The organism is Enterovibrio gelatinilyticus (genome assembly GCF_028683095.1).
Classification (GTDB): domain Bacteria; phylum Pseudomonadota; class Gammaproteobacteria; order Enterobacterales; family Vibrionaceae; genus Enterovibrio; species Enterovibrio gelatinilyticus.
This window is the reverse complement of record NZ_JAJUBC010000011.1, coordinates 13,300-39,447: the sequence shown is the minus strand read 5'-3', so window position 1 is coordinate 39,447 and position 26,148 is coordinate 13,300. Positions and strand designations below refer to the sequence as shown.

The window sequence follows — 26,148 nt, the reverse complement described above, 5'->3', positions numbered from 1 at the left end:
CTTTGTTACCATCAGTTACATATATTTACCAGGTTACTTTAAGTAACTATTTGTTTGGCGAAGCATGAAAGTGACCTTGAAGGTATGCGTGGAAAATGGAAAGCAATAAAACAGCGCCTGCTGCTACAACAGGAAAAAAGAAACTTACCACTTGCTTAGAACCGTGCCCGATAGAGCGTGGCATGCGCATTATCGGTGGAAAATGGAAGGCGTCTATCTTGTGGCATCTAAAAGATGAACCCGTAAGATTTAACGATCTCTGCCGCCAGTTGGGCGGTGCGAGTAAAAAAATGGTCGATCAACGGCTCAAGGAAATGGAGCAATACGGCTTGGTTAATCGAAACGTACTGAGTACACGACCGATTGCTGTGAGCTATGAAATCACGGATTTTGGCCGTTCCGCACTTTGTGTGTTGGAAAAGCTGAGAGACTGGACAGAAGAACATGGGGTTTAGTTAACCCCTGATCACAATGACGACTATTTTTCTTATAAGTAAACCGAGACCAATAGACGTTAAGCGTGATGGAGAAAGGACAAGACATGGAAAACGACAAAAACAATGACGCTAACATCACGCCCAAAAAGGTGCTGGTGCTATTCGCACATCCTTCGCTGCGTCGTTCGGAAGTGAATGCCCCTTTGTTTAATGTTGCAAAGCAGGCAGAAGGCGTAACGGCTGTCGACCTTTACGCCGAATACCCGACGTTGCACATTGATATAGATCGCGAGCAAAAACGCTTGATAGCGAATGACATCGTGATTTTTCAATTTCCATTGTACTGGTATTCGACACCGTCAATTTTGAAAGAGTGGCAGGATCTGGTCTTAGAATACGGTTTTGCTTATGGTTCAAAAGGAACTGCACTTCATGGTAAAACTTTCATGTGCGCAATTTCCGCCGGTGGTAAAGAAGAGTTCTATAAAGCTGACGGCTATAACCACTTTAAAATTCGCGAACTGTTGCATCCCTTAGAGCAAATGTCGAATTTGGTGGGTATGCGTTATATGGCACCGTATTCGCTATTCGGTTCTCGCACAGCGGCGGAAGACGGGAAAGTTACCAGCCATACCGAAGGCTATCGCCAATTGTTAACGGCGTTGGTGAATGACACGCTGGATCTAGATGTTGTCGCGAAACGTGAAAAAGTGACGGCGGCGAACCTCAGCACCATGATGAAAGGAGCGACGTCATGACGGGTATATTTCTACAAGCCTTCATTTACTTGGTCGCTGCTGTTATCGCAGTGCCAATTGCAAAACGTCTTGGCTTAGGCTCAGTGTTGGGTTATCTCATTGCGGGTGTGGTCATTGGCCCTGTTGTTGGCCTTGTCGGTGATGAAACCACGACCATTCAGCATTTCGCGGAATTTGGTGTCGTCATGATGCTGTTTTTGGTCGGCTTGGAGCTTGAGCCAAAAATGCTTTGGGCCATGCGTAATCGCCTAATGGGATTGGGCGGTTTACAAGTGGGTTTAACGACTGTGGCCGTGATGGGCATAGCACTCGCCTTTAGCTTGCAGTGGAGTATCGCACTGGCGATTGGCTTGATCTTCGCGCTTTCTTCAACCGCTATCGTGCTTCAAACCTTTAATGAAAAAGGGCTGACAAAGACAGAAGGCGGACGTAATGCTTTCTCTGTGCTGCTGTTTCAAGATATTGCTGTTATCCCGATGTTAGCGTTTATTCCACTGCTGGCATTGCCTGAGTTAGTGGCAGCTGCGCAATCGGCAGCAGCTAACGCGGCGGAACACCATGAAGAAATGAGCTTAGTGGCGGGCTTGCCGGGCTGGGCGATGGGCCTAGTGATCACGGGTACCATCGCGGGAGTTGTGGTTGGTGGGCATTTCTTGAGCCGTCCATTATTCCGCTTTGTTGCCAGTTCCGGCCTTCGTGAAATCTTCACTGCTACCGCATTAATGCTGGTGATTGGTATCGCCGCGTTGATGAGTCTTGTCGGTTTGTCGCCAGCACTGGGTACATTCCTTGCGGGCGTTATCTTAGCAAACAGCGAATTCCGCCATGAATTGGAATCAAATATCGAGCCGTTTAAAGGCCTGTTGTTGGGGCTTTTCTTTATCACGGTAGGGGCTGGCATCAACTTTGGTATTTTGTTCGAAGACTTCTTGTTGATCATCGGCCTCACTATTGGATTGATGGTACTGAAAGCCCTCATTTTATTGCTACTGAGCTTTATCTTCAAAATCAAAGGTAGCAGCCGTTGGTTGTTCGCGTTAAGCCTTGCACAAGCGGGTGAATTTGGCTTTGTTCTCCTGAGCTTTACGACCCAAAACCATGTGTTACCAATGGACATCGCGCAGTTGCTTTCGCTGGTGGTTGCGATCTCTATGTTCCTAACACCCGGGCTATTTATCTTGTATGACAAAGTAATCTTGCCGCGCTACGAGAAAGCCTCGAATGATCGCGAAGCGGATGAAATTGATGAGCAAGGCACAGCCATTATTGCAGGTGTCGGTCGTTTTGGTCAGGTGGTTAACCGCTTACTAACTGCTAACGGCGTGAAAACTGTTGTTCTTGATTACGAAGCCACACAAGTTGAGAACCTGCGCCAAATCAATATTAAGAGTTACTTTGGAGATGCGACGCGACCTGACTTGCTACATACCGCGGGTATCGAAGAAGCGTCGTTGTTGATTGTTTCAATGGATAATCAAGAAACCACCATTGAGCTGGTGAAGTACGTAAAACATACTTATCCAAACGTGAAGATCATCGCGCGCGCGTTTGACCGTGGGCACGCGTACATGCTGAGAGCGGCAGGTGCGGATTATGTTGAGAAGGAAACCTTCCACTCAGCCCTTGAAGTGGGCGCAACCTCTTTACGTTGTCTGGGTATTCACCCATTCTTGGTGGAGCAGCAAAAAGCGAAGTATCTGCGTCTAGAAGCGAGCAGTTCGGAGATGTTGTATGAGTCTTGGATGGGTGGTGAAGAAACACAAGCTTATGATAACCACTTTCAGCACCTGTTTATTCAGCTGGAAGAAACCATTCGTGATTCCATGGATGAAGACCGAATGGATAAGCATGGTTTGAGTGAACGTGAGTGGACACCACCACCGAAGGACTATCTTGATGACTTTACCGAACATCCGTTAGATGAAGTGGTCGATGATGAGGATGATCTTTCTGGAAGCGAGAAGCCAGCATAATGGAACTTGTGCCGTTTAGTGAAAGCGATGCGGCACAACTTTGTGCATGGATCCCCAATGAAAAAGCGAATTTTCAGTGGGGAGGGCCAACGTTCTCATTCCCACTGACGCCTGAGCAAATCTGCGAGCATATTGCACGTGAAGAAGTAAAACCGTATTTGCTCACACATGATAAAGAGCCTATCGGTTACATAGAACTGTTTCGTGTGTCTGACAGCGAATATCGGCTGTGTCGAGTTTTAGTCGCTTCACCCGCTCACCGAGGCAAAGGTTGGGGATATCGGCTGGTGGAATTGGCGTTGGAACAAGCGCGGATGATCTCGAAAGTCTATAAGGTTTCATTAGCGGTATTTGCACACAATACAGCAGCGATTGCTTGCTATTCCTCGTTGGGTTTTGTTGTGTTGCCTGAACTGACCAAAACACGGTTCTTCAACGGAGAAACGTGGACCTTGTTACGAATGGAAAGGTGGCTATAGTTAGCCACAAGTTAGTGACAGTGTCACTGATTTGGCATTGATAAATAACTAAAGCAACATGAGAAAGCCAGACATTCTGTCCAGTATGTCTGGCTTTTTTGTTTGTAATCAGCGCAGTATGGTTTCTAATCGCATTGTTCGATATGGCATCAATGAGATATTTTATGCCTTAATATTAGTGTGATTTATATCACATATATAGATCTATTAACCCTAACAATACAGGAAAAGATTGTCTCAGCGCATTTTCTGAATACTCTTGCGACCGTTCCACAATTATCGGCAAACTGCTTGAAAAAGCAGGACGCAAAGCTTCCGGTCTAAGGGCAATTACCCAGAAAGAGGTAACAGCTTATGGCAGCGGGGCCGCCATTTTCTTGGCTTATCAAGAGCCAGTGCGCGAATACCTGCTTCTGTGAATAACAGGGCAACGAATCGCGTGCTTGAGGAAATGTTCAATTGCGACGCTTGTCCGTGCTGTGGGTGAATTTATAAACACTCAGGAAGTACAAACATGCTCAAATTACGATCTACACTTCTTCCCCTTGCGGCTGCACTGTTCAGTGCAGGTGCTATGTCTCATGGCTACATCAGTGCGGTTGATAACGGCACTGCAGGTCGCGCTGTTCTGTGCAAATTGAGCACAGAGTCGGGGCAACAAAATACCGATTGCGGTCAAGTGCAATGGGAACCGCAAAGCGTTGAAGGCCCAGAAGGCTTTCCTGAATTCGGCCCTGAAGATGGCAAACTGGCAAGCGCAGGTCTCATTCAGTTTTCTCCCCTAGATGAACAAACGGCATCACGTTGGGTGAAGCGTTCTATTTCAGCAGGTAAGAATGATTTCGAATGGACATTCACTGCGAACCACGTCACTCGCACTTGGAAATATTACATCACCAAACCTGATTGGAATGTAAACCAACCTTTGGCGCGTGCGTCGTTGGATCTGAACCCATTCTGCGTGGTGCAAGGCAACATGGAAAAGCCACCTAAGACCATGGTGCATGCGTGTGATGTACCAGTGCGCGAAGGTTACCATGTCATTCTTGCAGTATGGGATGTGGGTGATACGGCAGCAGCCTTTTATAACGCCATCGATGTGCAATTTGATGGCGATCAACCAGTACTACCTGAATGGCAACAAGCGGGTCAGATTTTCCCTGGGATGAACTTGGCGCAAGGTGATGCCGTATTTACTCGCGTGTTTGATAACGAAGGTGAACGCCCTGAGCTTTCTACGCGTTTGACGATTGAAAGCGATAAGGCCGGTGTAGCAAACACTTGGTCTTATGATCTTGCGACGAAAATCAATCAGGCTCACCGCCAAATTAAAGCGGGTAAACATGTTGACAACGGCGACTTCACGCCGGTGTATGGCGCGAACCCAATTTACTTGAACAAAAACAGTGGTTTAGCGCGTGTTGAAGTAGGCTATGAGATCGCTTCTCCTGAACCTGACTTTGGTGTGACCATTGATGGTTTGGCGGCAGAATACATGATCGTTGACGAAGGCGTTGAACTCGATTTCACCGTGACAGCGTCAGGTGACGTTGGTGTTGAAATGACAGTATATAACCATGCACAAGATGCTTTGGCTTATGAAAAACTGGCATTGTCGGATGGGGTGTCTGAAAGCGTCAGTATGTCGCTGACCAAAGCCAATGCAGGTCACCACATGCTAGTAACACGCGTGAAAGACAGCGAAGGCAACCTTGTAGACCAGCAAACATTCGACTTCCACCTTGTCGAAAAAAGTGACGAGTGTGGCGTCGACCCAGATGCTGTGAATCATCCAAACTGGGAAAGTTCGGTCACTTACACGGGTGGCGAGAACGTCAATTTCAATGGCCTAGTGTGGGAAGCGAAATACTGGGTGAAAGGTGAAGTACCTAGCAACAGCGATGCGTGGAAGCTTATCAGTAAAATGCCAGTGGCTTGGACAGCTGGAAAAGCCTACAACGGTGGAGAAGAAGTGATCTTTGATGGTCGTCTTTATGCCGCGAAGTGGTGGGTAAATAGCAGCCCTGCTTCATCGCCTGAAGCGTGGGAAGACAAAGGCGCGTTTGATTGCGAATAACTGTTCGTTACTGAAATAGCCGAATGCATACTTTGGGTGCAAAAGCTCAACAAATGCTTTTGCACTCAAATAGAAAATGAAAGCCCGTCGCTAACTGTCGCGACGGGCTTTTTAGTTTGGCTGGATGAGACTGTAAACGCGTCGTAGGGTTACCATTCGATATCGATGGGTGTACCTAGTTTGACTAAGCGAAGAAATTCGTCCATTTCTGTATTGGCAATTGCAATGCAGCCGTCTGTCCAATCGGCACCACGTTGCTCGCTTGGGTGGGGGCCATTGCCGTTCTTTTGCCCGTGTATCATGATTTGCCCACCCGGGTCGACGCCCAGCAATTGTGCACGTTTGATGTCTCTATCGTTTGGGTAGTTGATGCGAATAGAGCGATAGAAACGAGACTCTTCGTTTAATAGGTCGAGAGTATATTGGCCTTCTGGTGTGCGTTTATCACCTTCACGAAGCTTGTGCCCTTTGGGGTTTGCACCCAGAGCAATGGAGTAAGACTTCAAAATCCTATCGCCTTGGATTAGGTGCATTTTTCTAGCGGACTTATCGACTTTAACCAAATCAACATCGATGATGCTTATGTTCGTGGAAACGAGGACTGTTTGCTCTCTGGCGATGGCATCTGCCGGAGTCACCAAAAGCAATGAGAGTAACAAGATAAGCAAAGGTTGCATGACGTTGAACTGGCTCCCTGACGTGAGTCGTACTCGATTCAAAATTCTTTGTTAATTATTAGAACAAAATCCCCGCTATGACCTCCCGCGACAGTTATCAAGCCGACATTTCTTCGTCAAATTACTCTGACATGACATCAATACATGCATCCCAAACACCTTCTGACGGGTTTTGAGCCTTGGAGGTATTGTCATAAATGCTGTCGATCACCTCATAAGGGCGAGTGGGCTTGTAGCTGGCAAAGGCGAGATAAGCATCCATTTTTGGCGCGCCGCTTTGCTTTAGCTCATACGTTCCACTCGCTACAATGGATTTTTGTGCGCAGAAATTCGCGACTTTTATTCGAGTTGGGGAGACGTTGACGACTTTCAATGCACATTGCTCAAAGAGGTCCGTAGCATAATCCATGGCACTATCGACACTAATGCTATAAATGCGCTCTACGGCGTTGATATCTATCTGAGCTGTTGCGCCAGTGGTGAAATGATTGATTAACTCCTGCTTGGGCCGGTCATTGAGCTTTGCAGATGCAATGTAGTAAGCCGTGTCCGCCAATTCTGAGCAGTAGGAGAGTTGGATCACTTCCTTTTTTGAATAGAGTTGAATTGGTTTTACGGGTTTTGGGGCAGTGGTACAGGCAACCAAGTTAATTGAAAGTAGCAAAGTGGCCAGAGTCAAACGAGTCGGAGACATCATACATCCTTATTGACAGAAATCAGTTCGAGTCCGTGAGGTAAAAACCAAACATGAGTATACCGCTGTCGGTTTGCTGCTTTTGTTCCCAAATTGAGACCGTTAGTCATGGCTGGTCACGGTTCGATTCTTTGACAAAATGTGTTCTTCTGCACTTATTGCGGCTTTGATTGAATCGAGTGCGCTAAATGATTTTTTTACGCATTAATATGTTTATATTGGTGGAAAATTGAGTGTTAAATGTTCAAGTTTATGATCGTTACTTATTGAAATTAAGCCATTACTGTTAAACATTAGTTTTCGGTTATATGTTGACCACATTAAGTGGTGTTATTGGTTATAACCACAAAAATCTCTGATTGGAGCTGGGTTTGGCGCTTTCGTATACTCGGGGTGTCTATCGGCAAAAGCCGGTGACCATCATTAATATATAAATGCCGTGTAGAGGGCTCCATGATTGATTTTTGGCCATTGATTGGCGTGGTAATAATTACGGTAGGGTTAGCGTTAAAGCTCAACACCTTATTGGTAATATTGGTGGCAGGTGTAGCAACCGGCTTGGTTGCAGACATTGCAGTTATGGATATTCTTTCTACCTTGGGACAATCATTTACCCAAAACCGCTATATGTCCCTGTTTATTCTTATTCTTCCAATGATAGGAATTCTTGAACGCTTTGGACTTCGTCAACGTGCTGAAGCACTGATTGGTTCAATGAAAAAGGCGTCGGTCAGTAAGATTCTAATGACATATTTACTGCTGAGAAAAGTCACAAACGGTATGGGATTGAGCATTGGTGGTCATCCATCCATGATTCGCCCTTTGATTGCACCAATGGCTGAGGCAGCGGCGGAAAAAGACGCGCCAAATCTATCTGATGCAAAACGTCAGTCAATACGTGCGCTTTCTGCAGCCAGTGAAAACTTTGGTAACTTCTTCAGCCAACTACTGTTTATCGGTACTGGTGGCATTCTATTGATCAAGGGTGTGATGGCTGATAACCAACTGGATGTTAAGTTGGAAACGATGGCACTGTGGGCGCTTCCTACCGCCATTGCTTCATTCGTCGTGTTTGTTATTTTCAGTAAGATCATGGAAGCGAGGCTTCTTAAGTCTTCGGTTCAATCTGATGTTAAAGCGTCTGCAAGCGCGAATACGCAGAAAGAAGGAAAGTAACCGATGTTAGAATACATTTACCAAACCACGGGTTTACTGCTTCTCGCTTTTTCTCTCCAAAGTTTCCTCGATAAGGAAAACCCTAAACGTATCGGTAGCGGCCTCTTTTGGCTTATCTACGGTATGACGTTCTTGTTTGGAGCCATTATCCCTCATTGGGTCACTGGCTTGATGGTGCTTGCGCTAACTGCATTGGCAGCAGGCGGCTTTATGGGTGTGGGTAACTATCGCACTACAACAGAAGAAGAGCGTAAACAAACGGCGACGGTGCTGAAAAACAAACTCTTTATTCCCGCTGCAATTGTCCCTGTGGGTACGGTCGCTATCAGTCAGTTGACGTCTCTGGGTGCATTAGTGGGTCTTGGCATTAGTTCGATTGCGTCGATTGCAGTTGCATTGATGATCACCAAAAGTAAACCGATGCATAGCCTCAATGAAGGCCGACGATTAATCGACTCGATCGGCTGGGCTGCCATCTTGTCACAGTTTCTCGCTGCCCTAGGTTATCTTTTCAATCAAGCGGGTGTGGGTGACACCGTTGCGCAGATCGTGAAAATGATGATCCCGGAAAATATGCTTTTGGTGAACGTGATTGCGTACTGTGTGGGCATGACCATTTTCACTGTGGTCATGGGTAATGCATTTGCAGCTTTTGCTGTGATAACAACGGGTATCGGTATTCCATTGTTGGTGCTAGAAAACGGCGGCAACGCGGCGATCATTGGTGTGTTGGGTATGCTTTCCGGTTACTGCGGTACGCTAATGACACCTATGGCTGCCAATTTCAATGTTGTGCCAGCAGCCTTGCTTGAACTCAAAAACAAGCACCATGTTATTTTGATGCAGGTGTTGCCAGGTCTAAGTATTTTAGCCTTCAACATCTTCGTGATGTATAGCTTTGCATTCTGAGAGAAGTGATGAGAAAAGTATTGATTACGGGCTTCGAGCCTTTTGGTGGTGCATCCGTTAACCCAGCGCTTGAAGCGGTACAACGACTGGATGGGCTTAAGTTGAATGGTGGCGAAATTGTCACGTGCGAAGTGCCAGTGACACGGTATGACGCAATTGACGCGGTAACAAAGGCGATTGAGCATCACCAGCCAACATTTGTTATTACCGTGGGACAGGCAGCAGGTCGCAATGCGATTACTCCCGAGCGCATCGCGATTAACATTGATGATTTTCGCATTCCGGACAATGGTGGCAATCAGCCCATTGATGAGCCTATTTTTGACGATGGCCCAGATGCTTACTTCAGTACGCTACCGATTAAAGCGATGACGCAGGCGATGCAGGAAAAAGGGATCCCTTGTACGGTTTCAAATACCGCGGGCACGTTTGTTTGTAACCATGTGTTCTACGGTGTGCAGCACTTTTTGCGTGACACGGATATTGGACATGGATTTATTCACATTCCATTGTTACCTGAGCAAGCGGCAGCGACAGATCAGCCGTCTATGTCTCTTGAAACCATTGTGGAAGGCTTGAAAGTTGCTGCGCAATCTGTACTAGATAACAAGCATGATATCGCTGTTGGTGCTGGTAAAATCTGCTGATTTTACGGTGGCATACTCATCGATTTAGTTGAATCATACTAGGTCGATAAGCAGTCCAGCTAAAGTAATATCTCTTGAGCCCATCTCGGATTTTTTCTGCGATGGGCTTTTTTGCATGCAGACATCCTCAAAGCCTACATGGTGTGCCGTTTTGGTGACGTAAAATCAGGGAGGTTGATGTTTAGCGTTATCGGAGGTGAATTTGTTACCGATAAAAAATTACCCCACGATGCAAGTCGCCAAAAAGACGCTGATGTAAGCAAATATCTGGGTAGCAAGCGGCCACTGGGGTGAATAGAAAACGATCGTTTGAAGCCTTTGCGAAATATATACGCTGATGTTGGGACTTTCACGCAAGATACTACCTATTCTGAAGGTGATAACTAAGTGTTAATTGTGAGACTTATTGTAAAGCATGTGTGTCTAATGGATTGATTTCTAAATTAGTATTTAATGTATTTACCCGCTCGCTCTACATGGAGAAATGGCAACAAAGTCTGCAAATCCACATGCTCTCGTTAATCAATATATCGCGGCAGTTTCACTGGTGTGCACCAGAAAGAAGGGAATCGGTGGATGAGGTCGGCATAAAAAAAACCGCTCTTTTGAGCGGTTTTTGGTATCTGTATAAAATATAGATAGAGGTATGGCGGTGGTTATTCGCCAGTTTTAAGGCGAAGGAAATAATTCTCGTATTTCTCAGTCAATTCGCCAACAGCATCTTGCCACTCACCTCGGTCGATATCTTCTTGTGGTGGGAACAGTGTTGGGTTGTCTTTGTATGCAGAGTTTGATTTCTCAACCGCTGTTAGATAACCCGTATCTGCGCTGATTTTCGCAGCAATCTCTGGACGTAGAAGGAAGTCGATCATTTTATGTGCCGCTTCAACGTTCTTTGCGTTCTTTGGAATAGACAGGCTATCTACCCAGAAAATACCGCCTTCTTCCGGCCACACAAGCTCAATAGGCAAGCCTTCGCGTTGCGCTGCAGCCGCAGAGCCGTTCCACAACATGCCTAGGCCAACTTCACCAGACATGTATGGGTTCGCAGGGTTATCAGAGTTAAACACTAATACGTTTGGCATCAGTTTTTTCAACTCTTCGTACGCTTCGTCGATTTGCTTAGGATCGGTTGAGTTACCCGAGTAACCCAGTTTACGCAATGCAATGTGGAACACCTCACGGGTGTCGTCCATCAGCATGATTTGACCTTCTAGCTCTGGGTTCCACAGGTCAGCCCAGCTTTTGAAGTCGTCAGGATTGTACATATCAGTGTTCACTGCCAGACCCGTCATCGCAATCACGTGAGGGATCGAGTAGTCATTGTTTGGGTCGAATGGCTTGTCGAGGTAGTTTTTGTCTAGCTCGTTGAAGTTATTCAACTTAGAAAGGTCAAGCTTCTGCAACATATCCTCATCGCGCATTTTGGCAACGAAGTAAGTTGATGGCACCACAAGATCATACCCTTCAGGGTGCGTCTTCATTTTTGCATACAGGGTTTCGTTTGACTCATAAGTTGAGTAAATCACCTTGATGCCGGTTTCGCGTGTGAATTGCTCAAGCAACTCGGTGGAGAGGTAAGGTCCCCAATTCGCGAAAATAAGTTGATCGTTTTCTGCTTTCGCAGGTGTGGTGAACATAGCAACTGCACAAGCAGCGCTGGCCAGAATCGCAGACCATTTCTTCATTGGTGTTATCCACTCCAAGTCCCGTGTGTCGGGAGCATTCATACAGCGAAAAGAGAGGTTTCTCCATCACTTAGTGTTTGAAAATGTCAGCCATTTTCGTAGGTTTTTCGGGTGTTAAAACCCTTCGCATCGTAGAGCTGATGGGCGCTTCGGGCGAAAAGTCGCGGGATATTACCCATGAAATACGGTTCAGGCAACACAAAAGCAACAACACAAAGAACAATTTTTAGGGAAATGAAAAAGGGAGACGGATTATTACCAATGAGTAAGGATGATTTGCTGGAATTGCTGATTATCTCGCTGACGAAAAAGACTACAATTTCACCATCAAATTGAAGGGAGGTATCGCTGATGAACCAAGCACGCGCAGAGAACCTATACTACTTCCTGCGAAAACAAAACACGCCTCAGGCTGAAATTAATACCGTTATTGAACGTCTTCTCGATTTACATGGCATTGACCTTAAAAAGTTAGATCTGCATTACCGAATGAGTAGAGGTTATTCCCCAAATCGTTATGACATTAACACCTATGGAGGCGCGGGTTCGCGCACCATGAATCAAACCCGACAGATGCAACGATCGGAGCGCTAAGTTATCGCACCGTGAATGTTGATCCCTCGGTGACAACCAAAATTGGTAAGCGGTACTTCAACCGCTCGTTCTTGTTTGTCGGGTTGAACGGTGCATGTTTGGTTAGTCAGATGTTCATCGCGTAATCACTCTGTGCACAAAATTGACGTTGAAGCCCTCCTTGAGAGGGCTTTTTAGTGCGAGTTGGGTTGAGAAAAAAATTCATGGTTTTCCCTTGGGTTTTTCTTTACCAAACCGACATTACTGTATCAACAGGGAAATCTAGAAATAATTTATTTATAACAGTGAGTTATGTTTTTATGGGCAGTGACTGTGGGCGCTAGCATGAATGACGTAATTACTCTAAATGTAACTATTTTGTAAAATATAACGACATTCATGTTTATTATTTGAGTCAATAATTCTTTAAAGAACACATTTGTCCTTTTAAAAAACAACATTCTGGTCAAAGCTAAAAGCGTAGAAAGAAAACGCGATTATTTAATAGGGTAAATAATCGTATTTATAAAGAACATTAGGTTTCCACTCCTTTCCTGATGTTCTTTATAATTGGCTAGGTTGTCTTTCTACGGGGAATGGCTCTTTTTATTTGGATGAAAGTTTTACATAGAAACACAATAAATATAAATAACAGATAAAATAACATCGTTAACTGGGGAGTGTTTCCCATGCAAATGATAAAATATGCACTAATACCTCTGCTAGGGTTAGCAATTTCTTCTTGTGTAAATCAGGATGGTGTTAAAGAAGCAAAACTAAATGCGACATTGAAAATTGATGGGTATTACTATTCAGAGTTCGACGAAGATACGACGCTGGCGAAGGAAACGCTGCGGTTTGTTGATACGGTGAATCGAAAAGTTGTTGTGTCTAAAGTCGTGATGAAGCCAATGGCGGGGGAGTCGAGACAGTATGTTACTAAGATACGAGAGTTAGGTAATTACCACATCGATTGTCGTCAAGGTCGTAAGTTTTGTTTCTTAACTATCGATGGTGAGTCGGGCGTGGACGAATTTAGATATCGACTAAGCTATAGCGGCGCTTTGGTTAGAGATGATGGTACAAGGAAAAGATTTATCTCTGATACATTAAATAAGAGTTAGAGCATGTAGAGAGGGAATAGTTATCGTATTCAGTTTGGGCAGGTAGACAAAAACAGCAAAATGAAAGACTCCATTTTGCCTGCCCATTTTTATTCTTTAAACGCAGACTGCGTTTAATTTACTAAGTTATCGTTGACATGGATAGTCAGTATGTGTGTTCTCAAAACACATTTGAAATAGGTTTGTCTGAGTGATGAAGTGTAATGTTTCCCTATTTCATCTTTTATATAGAATGTGTGCTCGTCAACAACGAGCAATATAGCCCTCTTTATGAGGGCATTTTTTATTTGGTGTTCCTACATTAATTTGCAACGCCGCCTTTCGTTAGCGTTGTTGGGTCTAGCAAGCGTTCTAGTGTATCTCTGTCTAAGTCAGTCTCTTCTTCCGCCACATCAATGATTGCTCGTCCTTCCTTGTAGGCTTTCTTCGCGATTTTAGCCGCTTTTAAATACCCGATCACCGGGTTTAGTGCCGTGACTAAAATCGGATTCTTTGCCAAGGCTATGTTGAGGTTGTCCTCTCGCACGGTAAAGTTTTTGATGGCTTTGTCGGCGAGCGCGTTTGCGGTGTTTGCCAGTAAGTCGATACTTTCTAGAATGTTATGCGCGATAACCGGTAGCATGACATTGAGCTGGAAATTACCCGATTGACCTGCAATGGTAATGGTCGTGTCGTTACCTATCACTTGTGCTGACGCCATCGCTGCGGCTTCGGGTATGACAGGATTCACTTTCCCCGGCATGATCGACGAACCTGGCTGCAACGCTTGAAGCTCAATTTCACCCAATCCGGCTAACGGGCCTGAGTTCATCCAGCGTAAATCGTTGGCAATCTTCATGATGGCGACAGCGGCGGTTTTTAACTGGCCTGAGAGCGCCACTATGGCGTCTTGACTACTGAGATTAAAGAAGAAATTCACGCTTGGCGTGAAGGAGGTCTTCGTCAGCTGTGACAGGTTATCCGCGAACATCGCGGCAAAACGAGGGTCAGCATTAATACCCGTACCGACGGCTGTAGCACCTTGTGCAAGGGCGCGTACCGCAGGCAAGCTTTGCTCAATAGCGCATTTTGCGTGGTCAATTTGATATTGCCATCCAGCCAGTTCTTGGTCGAAAGTAACGGGCATTGCATCCATTAAATGGGTACGACCCGTTTTTACCGTACGACCAATTTCAATACGCTTTTCGCTCAATGTTGAAATCAAATGCTCTAGGGCAGGCAGTAAACGCTTTTCAACGCTCAATACGCTACTGATTTGAATTGCTGTTGGTATAACATCATTGCTGCTTTGTCCCATATTGACGTGATCATTGGGAGACACGTTGCCACCTAACGATTTACTCGCAAGGGTCGCGATCACTTCATTTGCATTCATGTTTGAACTGGTGCCCGAACCTGTCTGGAACACGTCAATGGGGAACTGATCGAGATGTTGATCATTGATGATGTCTTGTGCAGACTCTGCAATCACTTGTGCAATGTCACCTTCGAGTAAACCAAGCTGGGTATTGGTGAGTGCGGCGGACTGCTTGATGTATGCCAATGCTTTGATAAAAGTGATAGGCATGGTGTGTTTGCTGAATGTGAAGTTGTCGATAGCGCGCTGAGTTTGTGCCTGATACAGGGCATTTTCTGGGACTTTCACGTCGCCCATGCTGTCTGTTTCTGTGCGGAATGTTTGCGTCATATCTGTCCTGTCCTTATGAAATCAATCTAACGGTGCTTGAAGATGTTGTAGCAGCATTTGAAGCTGAATGAATTTTCTGTCACCGTCGGGCACTTGCACGTAGTGTCTTTGCAGTGCATAAAGCGGGCTATGAACCGCATCAAGACATACTCGTCGAAAATGATGGCTTTTGTGGGGGCTTTGAATGGCATCAAGTAGCCTGAAATAGACCTGACGAAGAAAGAGTTCGTTCAAAATGATGTTTTCGTTTTCGGCGCCAAGTTCATGATAGGACGCCAACATTAATCCTGATTGCACAAATCTCTGCACGATATCGGGTTCGAAGCCAAAGGCGATCTTGTCCGCATCGAACCGATCTTTCGCTTTGAAATACGCGTTATAGTGTTGTTGTTCTGCATCCATTCTCAGCCTCAATTCGCCCACCTAAACTGCAATGATAATTATTATCATTTAATGCATCTTATAACAACCCTGCGTTTGATATGTCTTCTGGTTGAAACATGAAAGCGTTAAGGGGGAGGGCCGATGTTGGTTGATATACGGATAAACATGACGCTTTGACGGGTGAAAAGCTGAGTGGCAAGAAAAAAAGGGCACACCGTGCCCTTGTTTCTTGTTTTGTTTCTCATGTGGAGGAACAAAACGGGAGGCGCGTTAACGTCAGATTAAATGGACTGATCTAACCAAGCCGTGAATTCCGACTGCGGCAGCGCACCATTGATTTGGTTCGCCATTTTTCCCTCTTTGAATACCATGATGGTCGGAATACTTCTGATGCGGTATTTCGCTCCCAACTGTTGTTCTTGTTCGGTGTTTACTTTGACGAAGATGACGTCATCGCCTTTGGTAGCTGCTGTGGCTTCAAATATTGGCCCAAAGCTTTGGCAAGGTCCGCACCAAGGTGCCCAGAAGTCAATCACGACAGGTTTTCCTGATGCAATCAGTGCGTCCATGTTGGCTTCGGTACCTTCGATAGGCTTGCCGTTGATCAGTGATGATTTACACACGCCACAACTTGGGTTGTCATCAACACGTTCTGCCGGAATGCGATTCAGTTTTTGGCAGTGGGGGCAACGCACGGTTAATGTACTCATAATCAAACCTTTCCCTTGTTTTGTATTGTTCAGTTTATAGCTGTTTGGCTTATGGTTAGTAGACTAAACCGCTCATAGACAAAACACCATTGGGTTTTGTCTATGACTTTGATAGCTAGCCGCTATTGGTCGGAACTATTGAGCGGAGTTTTTTATCTGGGTTGATGATGATTGCCATGTGGCTCGATGGTGCGCAACGACGAAATACACATTTCGAAGAAGTCATATGCTTGTGGCGAAATGTATCGGTCACGTAAGCGGAATACCCCAATTTGCCTTTCGACATCTGGCGAGGCGAGGGGCAACCAGCAAAGGTGTTCAGAGTATTCAGGAAAGGCCAGCTTGGGGAGTGTGGTGATACCAATGCCTAACTCTAATACCGAAAATAGCGAAGTAATGTTCTCAACACTATAGAGGGCGTTAGCTGCAAGCACATTCGCAGGCGTAGGCTCCAACAGGGAGCAGGTGCCGTTTTTAACAAACGGGAAAGGCGTGAGCGCTTCCCATTCTAAGGGGGCATTTGTTGATGCCAATGTATGGTCGCGAAGGCAAACAACGCCAATAGGATCTTCCATAAGGCGGGTGAATTCGATTCGTTCATCCTGAATGTGCAAACAGTTCCCCAATGCTAAATCAACATCGCCTGCCAGCAAACGTGCTTCGACGCCTGCGGCATTGTCGTCTATCAGGGCTACCTCCACGTTGGGGTGGCTGTCTGTATAGTCAGCCAAAATGCCAGGAATAAGCTTAGCGGCGACTGAGGGCACGCTGGCAATTCGTACTTGCCCTCGTTGTCCTGCAGCGGCAGCGCGTAAATCTGAATTGAGATCATCATAGCGGCTGAGAAACGCGTTGATTTTCGGTAAACAGAACTCCCCAAATGGCGTCAATTTAGCTTTGTGCCCCGAATCAAAAAGCGTTTGCCCAAGAATCCTTTCCAACTCTTTTACTGAAGTCGATAGGGCGGCTTGAGAGCGATTTGCCTTTGATGCGGCAGCCCTAAACCCTCTTTGTTCTGCAACCAACGAGAAATGTTTGAGTTGCTGAAGTTTGATGTCCACGCCCGCCATCCTTTTGCTAATGAGCCTTTTCTATATTGATAAGTAAAACTGAACAATTGTCAAAAATTAACCGTTAGATTTATCAAGCGTTGTGAGGCAGGATTTAACCATGTATTAACAATTGCGCCAAATGATAAGGAAATCCATGTCAGCTTTATCTCTTTCTATGCCTAAGAAGAGGGTTTATCAAACCGAGCTTTTTGCATCCAAAGCTCCTCTTGAGTGGGTCGTCACACATAACGGGACGCTGTATACAGCGCAAATCCCTATTGATGGCGATGGCAACTTGGTGGATGGCGGAATAGAAGCGCAAACCCGCCAAACCATGGGGAATCTCATGCACACGCTTAACGCCGCTGGCGTAGATAGCGATGCCGTATTGCAAGTTCTGATCTACGTAACAGATCGTGATGACCTCCCTCAGGTAAATAAGATCTATGCAGAGTACTTTTCTGCGCCGTTTCCGAACCGAGCGGCAATGGTTGTGGCGGGTTTAGCGCGTGAAGGCATGTTGATTGAATTGGTCGTTTATGCCGCTGTGCCACAATAAATGTATCCAGCTGCTTTTTCGACTTCAGGCGATTAAGCAGCGGAATTTGCAGAGCGATTTTCGCCAAGACATTTGCTAAGGCAAATGTAAAGAGAACGGAATTGAAAAACATAAGGAGCATCATATGACGCACAACACGGAAAGCGCCCTCTATATCGGTGGTGAATGGCAACAAGGTACAAGCACAGTTGCCAATATCAACCCATCAAACATCCGTGAATCCCTCGGAGATTACGCGCAGGCCAGTGAAGCGCAAGTTCAGATGGCAATAGCATGTGCCCGAGAAGCACAGCCAACGTGGGAAAAAACACCGTTGGAGCAAAAGCAAAAAGTGCTGCAAACCATTGGTGACGAGTTGATTGCTCGCTGCGATGAGTTGGGGCGTTTATTGTCTTGTGAAGAGGGCAAGCCGTTTGCGGAAGGGCGTGGTGAAGTGTATCGCGCGGGTCAATTCTTTCAGTATTACGCAGCAGAAGTGTTACGTCAGATGGGTGACATTGCAGAGTCAGTCAGACCGGGTGTGCAAGTCGAAGTAACCCGCGAAGCCGTTGGCGTGGTGGCTATCATCTCTCCGTGGAATTTTCCGACTGCGACAGCGTCTTGGAAAATCGCACCCGCATTGGCGTTTGGCAACAGTGTGATTTGGAAGCCTGCAAACCTGACCCCAGCCAGTGCTGTGGCCTTAGCGGATATTATTCACCGTTCGGGTTTGCCTGCAGGTGCTTTCAATTTGGTTCTGGGTTCTGGCGGCGCAGTGGGCGATAGCCTGATCAATAGCGCTGACATTGATGCAGTGAGCTTCACGGGTTCTGTGGATGTTGGGCGAAAAGTTGCGGCAGCGACAGCGCCAAACTTCGTGCGTTGCCAGTTAGAAATGGGCAGCAAGAACGCTTTGATCATTGCAGACGATGCCGACTTGCAAGTTGCTGTGGAAGCAACCATTGCGGGTTCGTTTTCGGGAGCAGGGCAGAAGTGTACCGCGTCATCGCGCCTTATCGTAATGGATAGCATTCACGATGCTTACGTTGATGCGCTGTCTCAGCGTATGGCTCAGTTAAAAGTGGGGCATGCTTTGGATGAAGGTGTGTTCATGGGACCTGTCGTTGATGAAAAACAGCTGTCATCAAACCTAGCGTGGGTAGACCGTGCTCGTGAACTGGGTGGCGAACTTGTCATTGGTGGGGACCGCTTGTCTCGTGAGCATGACGGCTTCTATATGTCGCCAACCCTGTTTGTTAATACGCAAAACAGCTGGGATGTGAATCAAGAAGAACTGTTTGCGCCTATGGCTTGTGTTCAACGTGTTCATTCCCTTGAAGAAGCCATTGCTAACGCGAATGACACGCGCTTTGGCCTCACCGCAGGTATTGTCACCACCAGTTTGAAAAACAGCGCGTTGTTTAAGCAACAAGCTCAGACAGGGTGTGTGATGGTCAACTTGCCGACAGCGGGTACGGATTATCACGTGCCATTTGGTGGAAGAAAAGAATCGAGCTTTGGTCCAAGAGAGCAAGGCATGTACGCGCGGGATTTTTACACCATTGTGAAAACTGCGTACCAACGCCCGTACTAATCGCGGACACCGTTACTCGTTTCGAGCAAGGAGTTGCCATGTACCAAAATGAAATCATCATCGACGGGTTGCAGTACTGCTATTGGGATCGCTCCTATTTTCAGTCGCTACAGAAAAGCGGGGTAACCACGGTACATGCGACCTTGGTGTATCACGAGAATGCCAGAGAAACCTTGACCCGTTTTGCTGAGTGGAATCTGCTTTTTGAACGCAACGCGGATCTCATCATGCCAGTGATGTCGATGGATGACGTGCGAGAAGCTAAACGCCTTGGCAAAGTCGGTATCTTCTTTGGCGCGCAAAATTGCTCCCCAATTGATGATGAAATCGGGCTGGTTGAAGTGATGCGTAAGCAAGGTCTATTGATCATGCAACTGACTTACAACAACCAAAGCTTGTTGGCGACTGGGTGCTACGAAAAAGATGACGCGGGCATGACGCGATTTGGTAAGCAGGTCATTGAAGAAATGAATCGTGTCGGCATGGTGATTGATATGTCCCATAGCGCGGAACGTTCAACGTTGGAAGCTATTGATCTGTCTTCTCGCCCGATTTGCATCAGTCACGCCAATCCGACAAAAGCGCATGCAGCATTAAGAAACAAATCCGGGGATGTTATTCAGGCGCTCACGGCGCGTGGCGGATTGTTGGGTTTTAGCCTTTATCCGTTTCATTTACCGGATGGGAGCAAGTGTAGCCTAGATACGTTCTGTCAGATGATAGCCGACACCGCTAATGAATTTGGCGTGGAGCATTTGGCAATAGGAAGTGATTTGTGTCTGAACCAACCACAAAGTGTGTTGGATTGGATGCGAAATGGTAAATGGTCGAAAAGCCCCGATTATGGAGAAGGCTCGGCTTCAAATGCTGGGTGGCCAGCGGCACTGCCGTGGTTCCCAGACAGTAGTGGTATGAACAATATTTATCAGGGATTGCGCGATATTGGGTTCAACGAAGCAGAAGTCACCGCGGTGATGGGGCGAAATTGGCTCAATTTCTTGGAAGCGGGTTTAAAACCAACTCACTAACAATCGCAGTGCGGGCTTAGCCCGCTCACAAGGATTAAATACAGTCTGCTAAGACGTGGAGACAGATGATGTCTGATTTACTCAATACCGAGAAGACAACAGAGACACAAAAACAGCAAAGTATTTGGGTCAAATTGGGGTTAGACAACCCCGTACTTTGGCTAAGTGGCGGCTTTCTTACCGCTTTTGTGGTGATGGCGTTGGTCGACAACCAACTGCTTTCCAGCATGGTGAATAGTGGCTTCAGTTGGAGTGTGAGAATATTCGGCCCTTACTGGCAATTATTGCTACTCGCCACCTTTTTGATTGGGATCGCCTTGGCGTTCAATCCTTCTACGGGCAAAGTTCGCCTTGGCGCGATGGATAAGCCTGAATTGGATACGTTCAAGTGGCTAGCCATCATTCTATGTACCTTGCTGGCTGGCGGTGGTGTGTTTTGGGCTGCCGCAGAGCCTATTGCGCACTTTGTGAATCCTCCTCCGCTTTTTGGTGTGCCTGAAGACAACATTCAACGCCAAGCCTTCAATGCACTTGCACAATCCTTTATGCATTGGGGTTTCCTCGCGTGGGCGATTCTTGGCACCTTAACCACCATTGTTCTTATGCACCTGCATTATGACAAAGGCTTGCCGCTTAAACCACGTACCTTGCTGTACCCAGTGTTTGGTGATCGTGCGATGAAAGGTTGGCTCGGTGCAGTGATTGATGCGTGTTGTATCGTTGCTGTGGCGGCGGGCACGATCGGCCCTATTGGCTTTCTAGGCCTACAAATCAGCTATGCCTTGAATGCTTTGTTTGCGTTACCCGATGGCTTTACTACTCAATTTATTATCATTCTGTTCGCCATCGCTATCTATACCATTTCAGCGTTGAGCGGTGTGAACCGTGGTATCCAGATCCTCAGTCGATACAACGTGATTCTTGCTGTGGCGCTCATGGCTTACATTTTATTAGTCGGACCCACTGACTTTATCATCAATGGCTACGTGCAAGGCGTGGGTACCATGATTGATAAGTTTATTCCGATGGCAACGTTCCGTGGAGACATGGGTTGGTTGAGCTGGTGGACCGTGTTTTTCTGGGGCTGGTTCTTGGGTTATGGGCCAATGATGGCGATCTTTATTGCACGTATCTCGCGAGGAAGAACCATACGTCAGTTGATTGTCACCATTAGCATTATTGCTCCCTTGATCACCTTTTTCTGGTTCACCATTGTCGGTGGCTCCGGTTTGGCGTTTGAAATGGCAGAGCCAGGTTCGGTAAGTAAGGCATTTGAAGGCTTTAATCTTCCTGCTTCGCTGTTGGCGATTACGCAACAATTGCCATTCCCAACACTGATTTCGATCTTGTTCTTGATATTGACCACGATATTCATCGTAACAACCGGTGACTCCATGACCTACACCATCAGTGTGGTGATCAGTGGAGATCTGAACCCGAATGGACTGATGCGTACTTTCTGGGGTGTGATGATGGGGGCGGTTGCCATCATTCTTATCTCATTGGGGTCAGGTGGGGTGTCAGCCTTGCAATCATTCATTGTAATTACAGCTGTGCCCGTCTCTTTGATTCTTTTGCCAGCCCTGTGGAATGGGCCGAAAATTGCTCGGCAGATGGCAAAAGCGCAAGGGTTTGATTAACTCCGAACTTGATATCTGATTCGACGCATTATCAGGACAACGCCAATAGGCGTTGTTCTCGATACTCTAGAAAGGCTGAGGAACGGCCTGTTTGTCACGTGATTGAGTATAGGTAAAGTGATGAATACAAATTCTGCCTTGGAAGTTGCAACGGCGCTACGCGATCCTGCGATTGTGATGGATCCGCGTCGACTAGGGGCGATGCACCAAACACGTATCAGCTTTGTGCGTTCGTTACTTCGTAAAATGGCGAACGAGGAATGGACGTTATCGACGAAGCGGTGGGATCTTCAGTCTGACGGCTTAGGTACGGTGATCTACGAATTGACGACGCCGAAACACACGTATCAACTCGTTGTGTTTTGTGATGCGATTGAAGACGAAGAGCGTAACGATCGTGTCATTGCTGAAAAATGGGATGTGACGTTTGCCTTGATCAAAGGGCGCGTGAGTCAAAAAGGGCTCGATCAATTAAGACAAAATGTGCCACTGCAAGAGGCGGGGCGTAACTCACCCAAAGTATTGGTGCTTTCCCGTGCAAACAAAAGTGTTCGAGTGTTTGATTTGGTGATCTCTGCACTGGCAAAGGGTGTTCAGCCGGATCCGTTAGAGATGGCTAAGGTTGGTTACATTCTGCGTACCACTGCCGTCTATGGTAATGGGAAATTTGGGATCGCCGATTTTGAAACCTTACAAGACAATGACGATTTCAATCTGTCTTTTAGTGCCCAGATGTGCGCAGTATATTTATTGCGTCAATTTAGCTTAGATTGGGTGCATTTCATTGCCGCTCAACAAGGTGGCGATCAAGCGACGACGCTAATGCCTGCATTACAACGGTACATAGGTATCGGAAATGCCACAGGCTTAGGTATGGCGCCGTTTCTGATCACGCACCCTCGTGTGGTTGCTCAATGGATCACGCAACGCGAAATTGCGTTTGCAACCATACTGGCTATGCCGATTGACGTTGAACGTTTGCATGGGGTTTGCCAACTGCTCGAAAAAGCAAAAATCCATCTCTGCCAAGTGACGACAATTGATGAGCAGCAAAGAACGCTTAACCAACACAGTGTGTCTGAACTGAATGATCTCATTTTACGGGTTCAAGATAATGCGGAAAGTGCGACTCGATGGTCTGAAATTTATGCTTTGTGTGCCGAGTGTAGCTTTGAAACACAAGAGATATTTTTTAGCAGCATCATGGAGTTACACCCAGAGCAGGTAGATGCGCTTGCTGATGATATGAATTGCGATCCGAGTCTTTCGCTTACACCGGGTGCGACCGTTAGTGAAATGATTTCTTTAATTGAAACTCGCTACCAATGGGCAATTAATATCGATTTCTCGGAGCCTGATAATCAGTACTGGTTTTGGTATCGTTCAGTGGATAAAGAAGAGCCAAGACTTGCTGTTCGAGGAGAAGAGCCCGGCGAGGAAAACGAACTGGCGTTGGACATTGCTCGTCAAGTATCGAGACTGTATAGCACGCTACAGGACAGCAATGGTGAAGGGTCGCTCGCTCAGTTCTTGCTTATTCATCCAAAACTCAGAACCATAGCACGTCGGGTATGGACCTTGGGCAATGTGCCGATGGGCGATATTCAGATTAATGCGCTTGCGCGCGATATGCTGCCTATTCACCTGCTTAGGTGCAAACTTTCGATGTTTGGAGCGACTAAGTTTGATCCTCGCTCCGCGCGTTGGGTTCGTGTCACGCTATTCCAAGGTGCGCCGCTGTTTACTGACTTGAAGCCCAATCATGAGGAAGAGAGTTGGCTGTTTCCTTTGCTACCTAATACGGTTGCGAGCAATGAGGAGCGCTGCCAATGAAAGTGTCACATAACGAACTCGTGAGCTTATGCGCAAAAGCTTATGACAGCTTAAAGCGAGAATGTGGCGAAGCGGAAAACATCGCTAACATGGTCGTCGATTTGGAGATGGCAGGCATGAATGGCGTGTCACTGTTTTTGTCCGCGTTAGCCTCCATTGAACAAGAAGGTGATTTCCCTGTGGCTTCGGTTGTTCAGGACGGAGAGACGATCATCGTTGATTTGTCTGGTGCGAGCTTGCTGTGTCACTTTCCTGCGTTGATTGATGTCGCCGTGGATCAGTTGATTGGCGAGCAGCATGTTCAGCTTCATATCCGCAATTGCCGCAATAGATGGTTTGGGTTTAGCGAACTTCTTAAATTGGCTGGCAAAGGATTATCTGTGAGGGCGCAATGGGTAAACGGCGAATCACCTGAGTTTGTAGATTGTGTTCACAATGCGGGATATCGATACCCTGAGGTTTATTTTAATAAACCTAAGCAGAGTGGGATAAGCGATTTGCCACATCACGACCTGTTGGTTGATATCCAGCTTGCGCCCTTTGAAGACGCCGTATTCGAAGGGGAACCAAGCATCAGTTCAGACATGCTAATGGCAGCTGAAGCGAAAGCATGGAAGAAAGGCATTAATGTGGATGAAAGCCATTGGCATGCGTTGAAGAAATATGTCGCTCGTGGGCTGGTGGAAAACAGTGAACGTTCGCTGCAAGGCGCAGGGGAGTGAGTTGACTTGCCTGATCAAGCTAGCGGCGATTAAGCATAGTCACGTATTAAGCATAGTCACGTACTAAACATAGTCAGTCATTAAATATGCTCAGTCATTAAATATGGCGACTAGACACTCTAGCCAATAAATAGCCTAATCAAAAAAAGCAAAGCCCTGATACCGAACTCATCAAAGAGATGAAAAGGCATCAGGGCTTTTTGTTTGCACTCAAAGACTCTTTCAGTGCAAAAAAATGAGGGCGTAAATTTACGCGCGGCTCATGAACTTGTGTTCAGTGGTGTTAATGCGAATTTTATCGCCAATACCAATGTACTCTGGAACTTGAACGGTCAGGCCAGTAGAAACAGTGGCTGGCTTGGTACGAGCACTTGCTGAAGCCCCTTTGATTGAAGGAGACGTCTCGGTGATCACCATATCAACGGTTGAAGGCAATTCAATTGCTACAGGACGACCGCTAACAGTCAGAACCTGAATACCTTTGGTGTCTTCATTGATGAATAGAAGTTCTTCAGCAATGGTTTCTTTGTTGAAGTGGTAAGGCGTGTAGTCTTCGCTATCCATGAAGATGTACTCGTCACCATCGATGTAAGAGAAATCTGCCGCGTGACGGCTGAAGTCTGCCAGGTTTAGCATGTCATCAGCTTTGAAGCTTTCGTCAACTTTTGCACCTGTCGCTACATCGTAAAGACGCATTCTGTATAGGCTTGTACCTGCACGACCAGCAGGGGTTAGCTTAGAAATGTCTTTAACCGCAAGCACTTTGCCGCCATGTTCGATAACTGCGTTTTTTTTGATTTCACTTGCCTTTGGCATGGTCATTTTTCCAATTTAGAAAATTTGGCAAGAAAATATCATGATTCTAAATTTTCGCAAGTGGATCTATACCAAAACACCTACTCGTGTCTGTGCATGTGAATGTGATTGTGGTACCGAATCTGGAAGGTGAGGATGGACCAATTGTTCCCTGAGGTGCAGGGAAGAAAACGTAACAGAGCTTGAACTGTTGCTTAAAAACAAAGGACTATGCTAAACACAATGCCAGTGCCTATACCCAAACAACTTGAAGATGCAGGATTCAGTAAACTTGCACTGATGGGCTCTGAAATCGAGCATCTTCAGGTGGATTGGGTATATAACAACATGATGGATAGCCCGTGATAAAGAAACTAGAAAGCCACATTGTTTACCAGAACAAATGGATGAGTGTAAGAGAAGATAAAGTGGTGCGAGCCAGTGGAGCTGAGGGTATTTATGGTGTGGTAGATAAACCGGACTGTGCAGCGATTCTCGCTATCGAGAATGGCATGATTCATCTGGTGCAACAATATCGATACACGGTGCAACAACGCTGTTGGGAGATCCCTCAAGGCGCATGGGAATCAAACCCTGATGCCGATCACCTTGAATTAGCGAAAGGAGAATTGCGTGAAGAAACGGGCATGCAGGCAGAATCGATGACCTATCTTGGCGCGCAGTTTGTGGCTTATGGATTTCTTAATCAAACCTGTCACGTCTATTTGGCGACGGGATTAACTGATGTGGGCAAGCAACTCGATACTGAAGAAGAAGACCTGATTTCAGCGGCTTTTCCTATCAGCGAGTTTGAGCAAATGATTATCGGTGGGAAACTGAAAGATACGGTGACTATCGCAGCTTATGGCTTGCTAAAACTTAAGCAGCTTATTTAACAACGTTTGCCTATAAAAAACCTTATAAACACAGTCGATTGGGTCGCAATAAATATG

General features: G+C 46.4%; 27 protein-coding genes and 1 riboswitch. Of the genes, 19 read left to right on the top strand and 8 right to left on the bottom strand.

Translation table 11 applies throughout. The features are described from left to right. The first annotated feature begins 95 nt into the window (after positions 1 to 95). The 5 genes from LRP50_RS11130 to gbpA all read left to right on the top strand — a co-directional run bounded on the left by LRP50_RS11130 (position 96) and on the right by gbpA (position 5,724). Entirely contained in the window at positions 96 to 455 is a 360-nt protein-coding gene (locus LRP50_RS11130) for a winged helix-turn-helix transcriptional regulator (protein ID WP_274164537.1), read from the top strand. Positions 456 to 541: 86 nt separating this feature from the next. Beyond that, positions 542 to 1,195, top strand: a complete 654-nt coding sequence (locus LRP50_RS11125) for an NAD(P)H-dependent oxidoreductase (RefSeq protein WP_274164536.1) — start codon at positions 542 to 544, stop codon at positions 1,193 to 1,195. Beyond that, on the top strand, positions 1,192 to 3,168 hold the full coding sequence (locus LRP50_RS11120) for a monovalent cation:proton antiporter-2 (CPA2) family protein (protein WP_274164535.1): 1,977 nt from the start codon (positions 1,192 to 1,194) through the stop codon (positions 3,166 to 3,168). The genes LRP50_RS11125 and LRP50_RS11120 overlap by 4 nt, the downstream gene beginning before the upstream one ends. Continuing rightward, positions 3,168 to 3,647 (top strand): GNAT family N-acetyltransferase, encoded by a 480-nt coding sequence (locus LRP50_RS11115; RefSeq protein WP_274164534.1) that lies wholly within the window; start codon positions 3,168 to 3,170, stop codon positions 3,645 to 3,647. Before LRP50_RS11120 ends, LRP50_RS11115 begins: the two co-directional genes overlap by 1 nt. A 271-nt stretch (positions 3,648 to 3,918) precedes the next feature. Beyond that, a riboswitch (cyclic di-GMP riboswitch) is annotated at positions 3,919 to 4,021 on the top strand. A 140-nt stretch (positions 4,022 to 4,161) separates the two neighbouring features. Further along, positions 4,162 to 5,724, top strand: a complete 1,563-nt coding sequence (gene gbpA, locus LRP50_RS11110) for an N-acetylglucosamine-binding protein GbpA (RefSeq protein ID WP_274164533.1) — start codon at positions 4,162 to 4,164, stop codon at positions 5,722 to 5,724. Between the two features lie 149 nt (positions 5,725 to 5,873). On the opposite strand, the gene LRP50_RS11105 is transcribed toward gbpA, so the two are convergent. Together LRP50_RS11105 and LRP50_RS11100 are read right to left on the bottom strand one after the other, a co-directional pair. Continuing rightward, a complete protein-coding gene (locus LRP50_RS11105) occupies positions 5,874 to 6,401 on the bottom strand; it encodes a L,D-transpeptidase family protein (RefSeq protein ID WP_274164532.1) in 528 nt (175 codons plus the stop codon). 121 nt (positions 6,402 to 6,522) lie between these two features. After that, entirely contained in the window at positions 6,523 to 7,095 is a 573-nt protein-coding gene (locus LRP50_RS11100) for a hypothetical protein (RefSeq protein ID WP_274164531.1), read from the bottom strand. Between the two features lie 453 nt (positions 7,096 to 7,548). Here LRP50_RS11100 and LRP50_RS11095 point away from each other — a divergent pair, with 453 nt between their 5' ends. The 3 genes from LRP50_RS11095 to pcp are packed head-to-tail and all read left to right on the top strand — an operon-like array spanning position 7,549 to position 9,827. Continuing rightward, complete coding sequence (locus LRP50_RS11095; RefSeq protein WP_274164530.1) at positions 7,549 to 8,271, top strand: DUF969 domain-containing protein; 723 nt, start codon at positions 7,549 to 7,551, stop codon at positions 8,269 to 8,271. Between the two features lie 3 nt (positions 8,272 to 8,274). Further along, positions 8,275 to 9,180, top strand: coding sequence for a DUF979 domain-containing protein (locus LRP50_RS11090; protein ID WP_274164529.1), 906 nt, complete (start codon positions 8,275 to 8,277; stop codon positions 9,178 to 9,180). An 8-nt stretch (positions 9,181 to 9,188) separates the two neighbouring features. After that, positions 9,189 to 9,827, top strand: a complete 639-nt coding sequence (gene pcp, locus LRP50_RS11085; protein ID WP_274164528.1) for a pyroglutamyl-peptidase I — start codon at positions 9,189 to 9,191, stop codon at positions 9,825 to 9,827. A gap of 656 nt (positions 9,828 to 10,483) precedes the next feature. Here the strand turns inward: pcp and LRP50_RS11080 are convergent. Beyond that, a complete protein-coding gene (locus tag LRP50_RS11080; RefSeq protein WP_274164527.1) occupies positions 10,484 to 11,515 on the bottom strand; it encodes an extracellular solute-binding protein in 1,032 nt (343 codons plus the stop codon). Positions 11,516 to 11,692: 177 nt separating this feature from the next. On the opposite strand from LRP50_RS11080, the gene LRP50_RS11075 reads away from it, so the two are divergent. From LRP50_RS11075 to LRP50_RS11065, 3 genes are all read left to right on the top strand, one after another. Further along, positions 11,693 to 11,851 carry a hypothetical protein gene (locus tag LRP50_RS11075; protein ID WP_274164526.1) on the top strand — a complete coding sequence of 53 codons (159 nt, stop codon included), beginning with the start codon at positions 11,693 to 11,695 and terminating at the stop codon, positions 11,849 to 11,851. Between the two features lie 15 nt (positions 11,852 to 11,866). After that, positions 11,867 to 12,109, top strand: coding sequence for a hypothetical protein (locus tag LRP50_RS11070; protein WP_274164525.1), 243 nt, complete (start codon positions 11,867 to 11,869; stop codon positions 12,107 to 12,109). 668 nt (positions 12,110 to 12,777) lie between these two features. Continuing rightward, positions 12,778 to 13,212 carry a hypothetical protein gene (locus LRP50_RS11065; protein ID WP_274164524.1) on the top strand — a complete coding sequence of 145 codons (435 nt, stop codon included), beginning with the start codon at positions 12,778 to 12,780 and terminating at the stop codon, positions 13,210 to 13,212. 301 nt (positions 13,213 to 13,513) lie between these two features. Here the strand turns inward: LRP50_RS11065 and LRP50_RS11060 are convergent, their stop codons facing one another. From LRP50_RS11060 to LRP50_RS11045, 4 genes are all read right to left on the bottom strand, one after another. Then, positions 13,514 to 14,899: a class II fumarate hydratase gene (locus tag LRP50_RS11060; protein WP_274164523.1), complete on the bottom strand. Its 1,386-nt coding sequence runs from the start codon at positions 14,897 to 14,899 to the stop codon at positions 13,514 to 13,516. Positions 14,900 to 14,920: 21 nt separating this feature from the next. Further along, complete coding sequence (locus tag LRP50_RS11055; protein WP_274164522.1) at positions 14,921 to 15,301, bottom strand: hypothetical protein; 381 nt, start codon at positions 15,299 to 15,301, stop codon at positions 14,921 to 14,923. Between the two features lie 263 nt (positions 15,302 to 15,564). After that, positions 15,565 to 15,993 carry a thioredoxin TrxC gene (gene trxC / locus LRP50_RS11050; RefSeq protein WP_274164521.1) on the bottom strand — a complete coding sequence of 143 codons (429 nt, stop codon included), beginning with the start codon at positions 15,991 to 15,993 and terminating at the stop codon, positions 15,565 to 15,567. Between the two features lie 152 nt (positions 15,994 to 16,145). Continuing rightward, entirely contained in the window at positions 16,146 to 17,054 is a 909-nt protein-coding gene (locus LRP50_RS11045; RefSeq protein ID WP_274164520.1) for a LysR family transcriptional regulator, read from the bottom strand. A gap of 145 nt (positions 17,055 to 17,199) precedes the next feature. Between LRP50_RS11045 and LRP50_RS11040 the strand changes: the two genes are divergently transcribed. From LRP50_RS11040 to LRP50_RS11015, 6 genes are all read left to right on the top strand, one after another. Beyond that, complete coding sequence (locus LRP50_RS11040) at positions 17,200 to 17,604, top strand: RidA family protein (protein ID WP_274164519.1); 405 nt, start codon at positions 17,200 to 17,202, stop codon at positions 17,602 to 17,604. 124 nt (positions 17,605 to 17,728) lie between these two features. Further along, entirely contained in the window at positions 17,729 to 19,177 is a 1,449-nt protein-coding gene (locus tag LRP50_RS11035) for an aldehyde dehydrogenase family protein (RefSeq protein WP_274164518.1), read from the top strand. 38 nt (positions 19,178 to 19,215) lie between these two features. Beyond that, positions 19,216 to 20,205: a membrane dipeptidase gene (locus LRP50_RS11030; protein WP_274164517.1), complete on the top strand. Its 990-nt coding sequence runs from the start codon at positions 19,216 to 19,218 to the stop codon at positions 20,203 to 20,205. A 68-nt stretch (positions 20,206 to 20,273) separates the two neighbouring features. Continuing rightward, positions 20,274 to 21,845 (top strand): BCCT family transporter, encoded by a 1,572-nt coding sequence (locus LRP50_RS11025; protein WP_274164516.1) that lies wholly within the window; start codon positions 20,274 to 20,276, stop codon positions 21,843 to 21,845. A 120-nt stretch (positions 21,846 to 21,965) separates the two neighbouring features. Beyond that, complete coding sequence (locus tag LRP50_RS11020) at positions 21,966 to 23,678, top strand: hypothetical protein (RefSeq protein ID WP_274164515.1); 1,713 nt, start codon at positions 21,966 to 21,968, stop codon at positions 23,676 to 23,678. Beyond that, positions 23,675 to 24,400: a DUF3726 domain-containing protein gene (locus LRP50_RS11015; protein WP_274164514.1), complete on the top strand. Its 726-nt coding sequence runs from the start codon at positions 23,675 to 23,677 to the stop codon at positions 24,398 to 24,400. The genes LRP50_RS11020 and LRP50_RS11015 overlap by 4 nt, the downstream gene beginning before the upstream one ends. 249 nt (positions 24,401 to 24,649) lie before the next feature. Here LRP50_RS11015 and efpL read toward each other — a convergent pair whose 3' ends face one another. Beyond that, entirely contained in the window at positions 24,650 to 25,216 is a 567-nt protein-coding gene (gene efpL / locus LRP50_RS11010) for an elongation factor P-like protein EfpL (protein WP_274164513.1), read from the bottom strand. Between the two features lie 222 nt (positions 25,217 to 25,438). On the opposite strand from efpL, the gene LRP50_RS11005 reads away from it, so the two are divergent. After that, positions 25,439 to 25,561, top strand: coding sequence for a hypothetical protein (locus LRP50_RS11005; protein ID WP_274164512.1), 123 nt, complete (start codon positions 25,439 to 25,441; stop codon positions 25,559 to 25,561). Between the two features lie 41 nt (positions 25,562 to 25,602). Further along, positions 25,603 to 26,091: an NUDIX domain-containing protein gene (locus LRP50_RS11000; RefSeq protein ID WP_274164649.1), complete on the top strand. Its 489-nt coding sequence runs from the start codon at positions 25,603 to 25,605 to the stop codon at positions 26,089 to 26,091. Positions 26,092 to 26,148 lie beyond the last annotated feature (57 nt).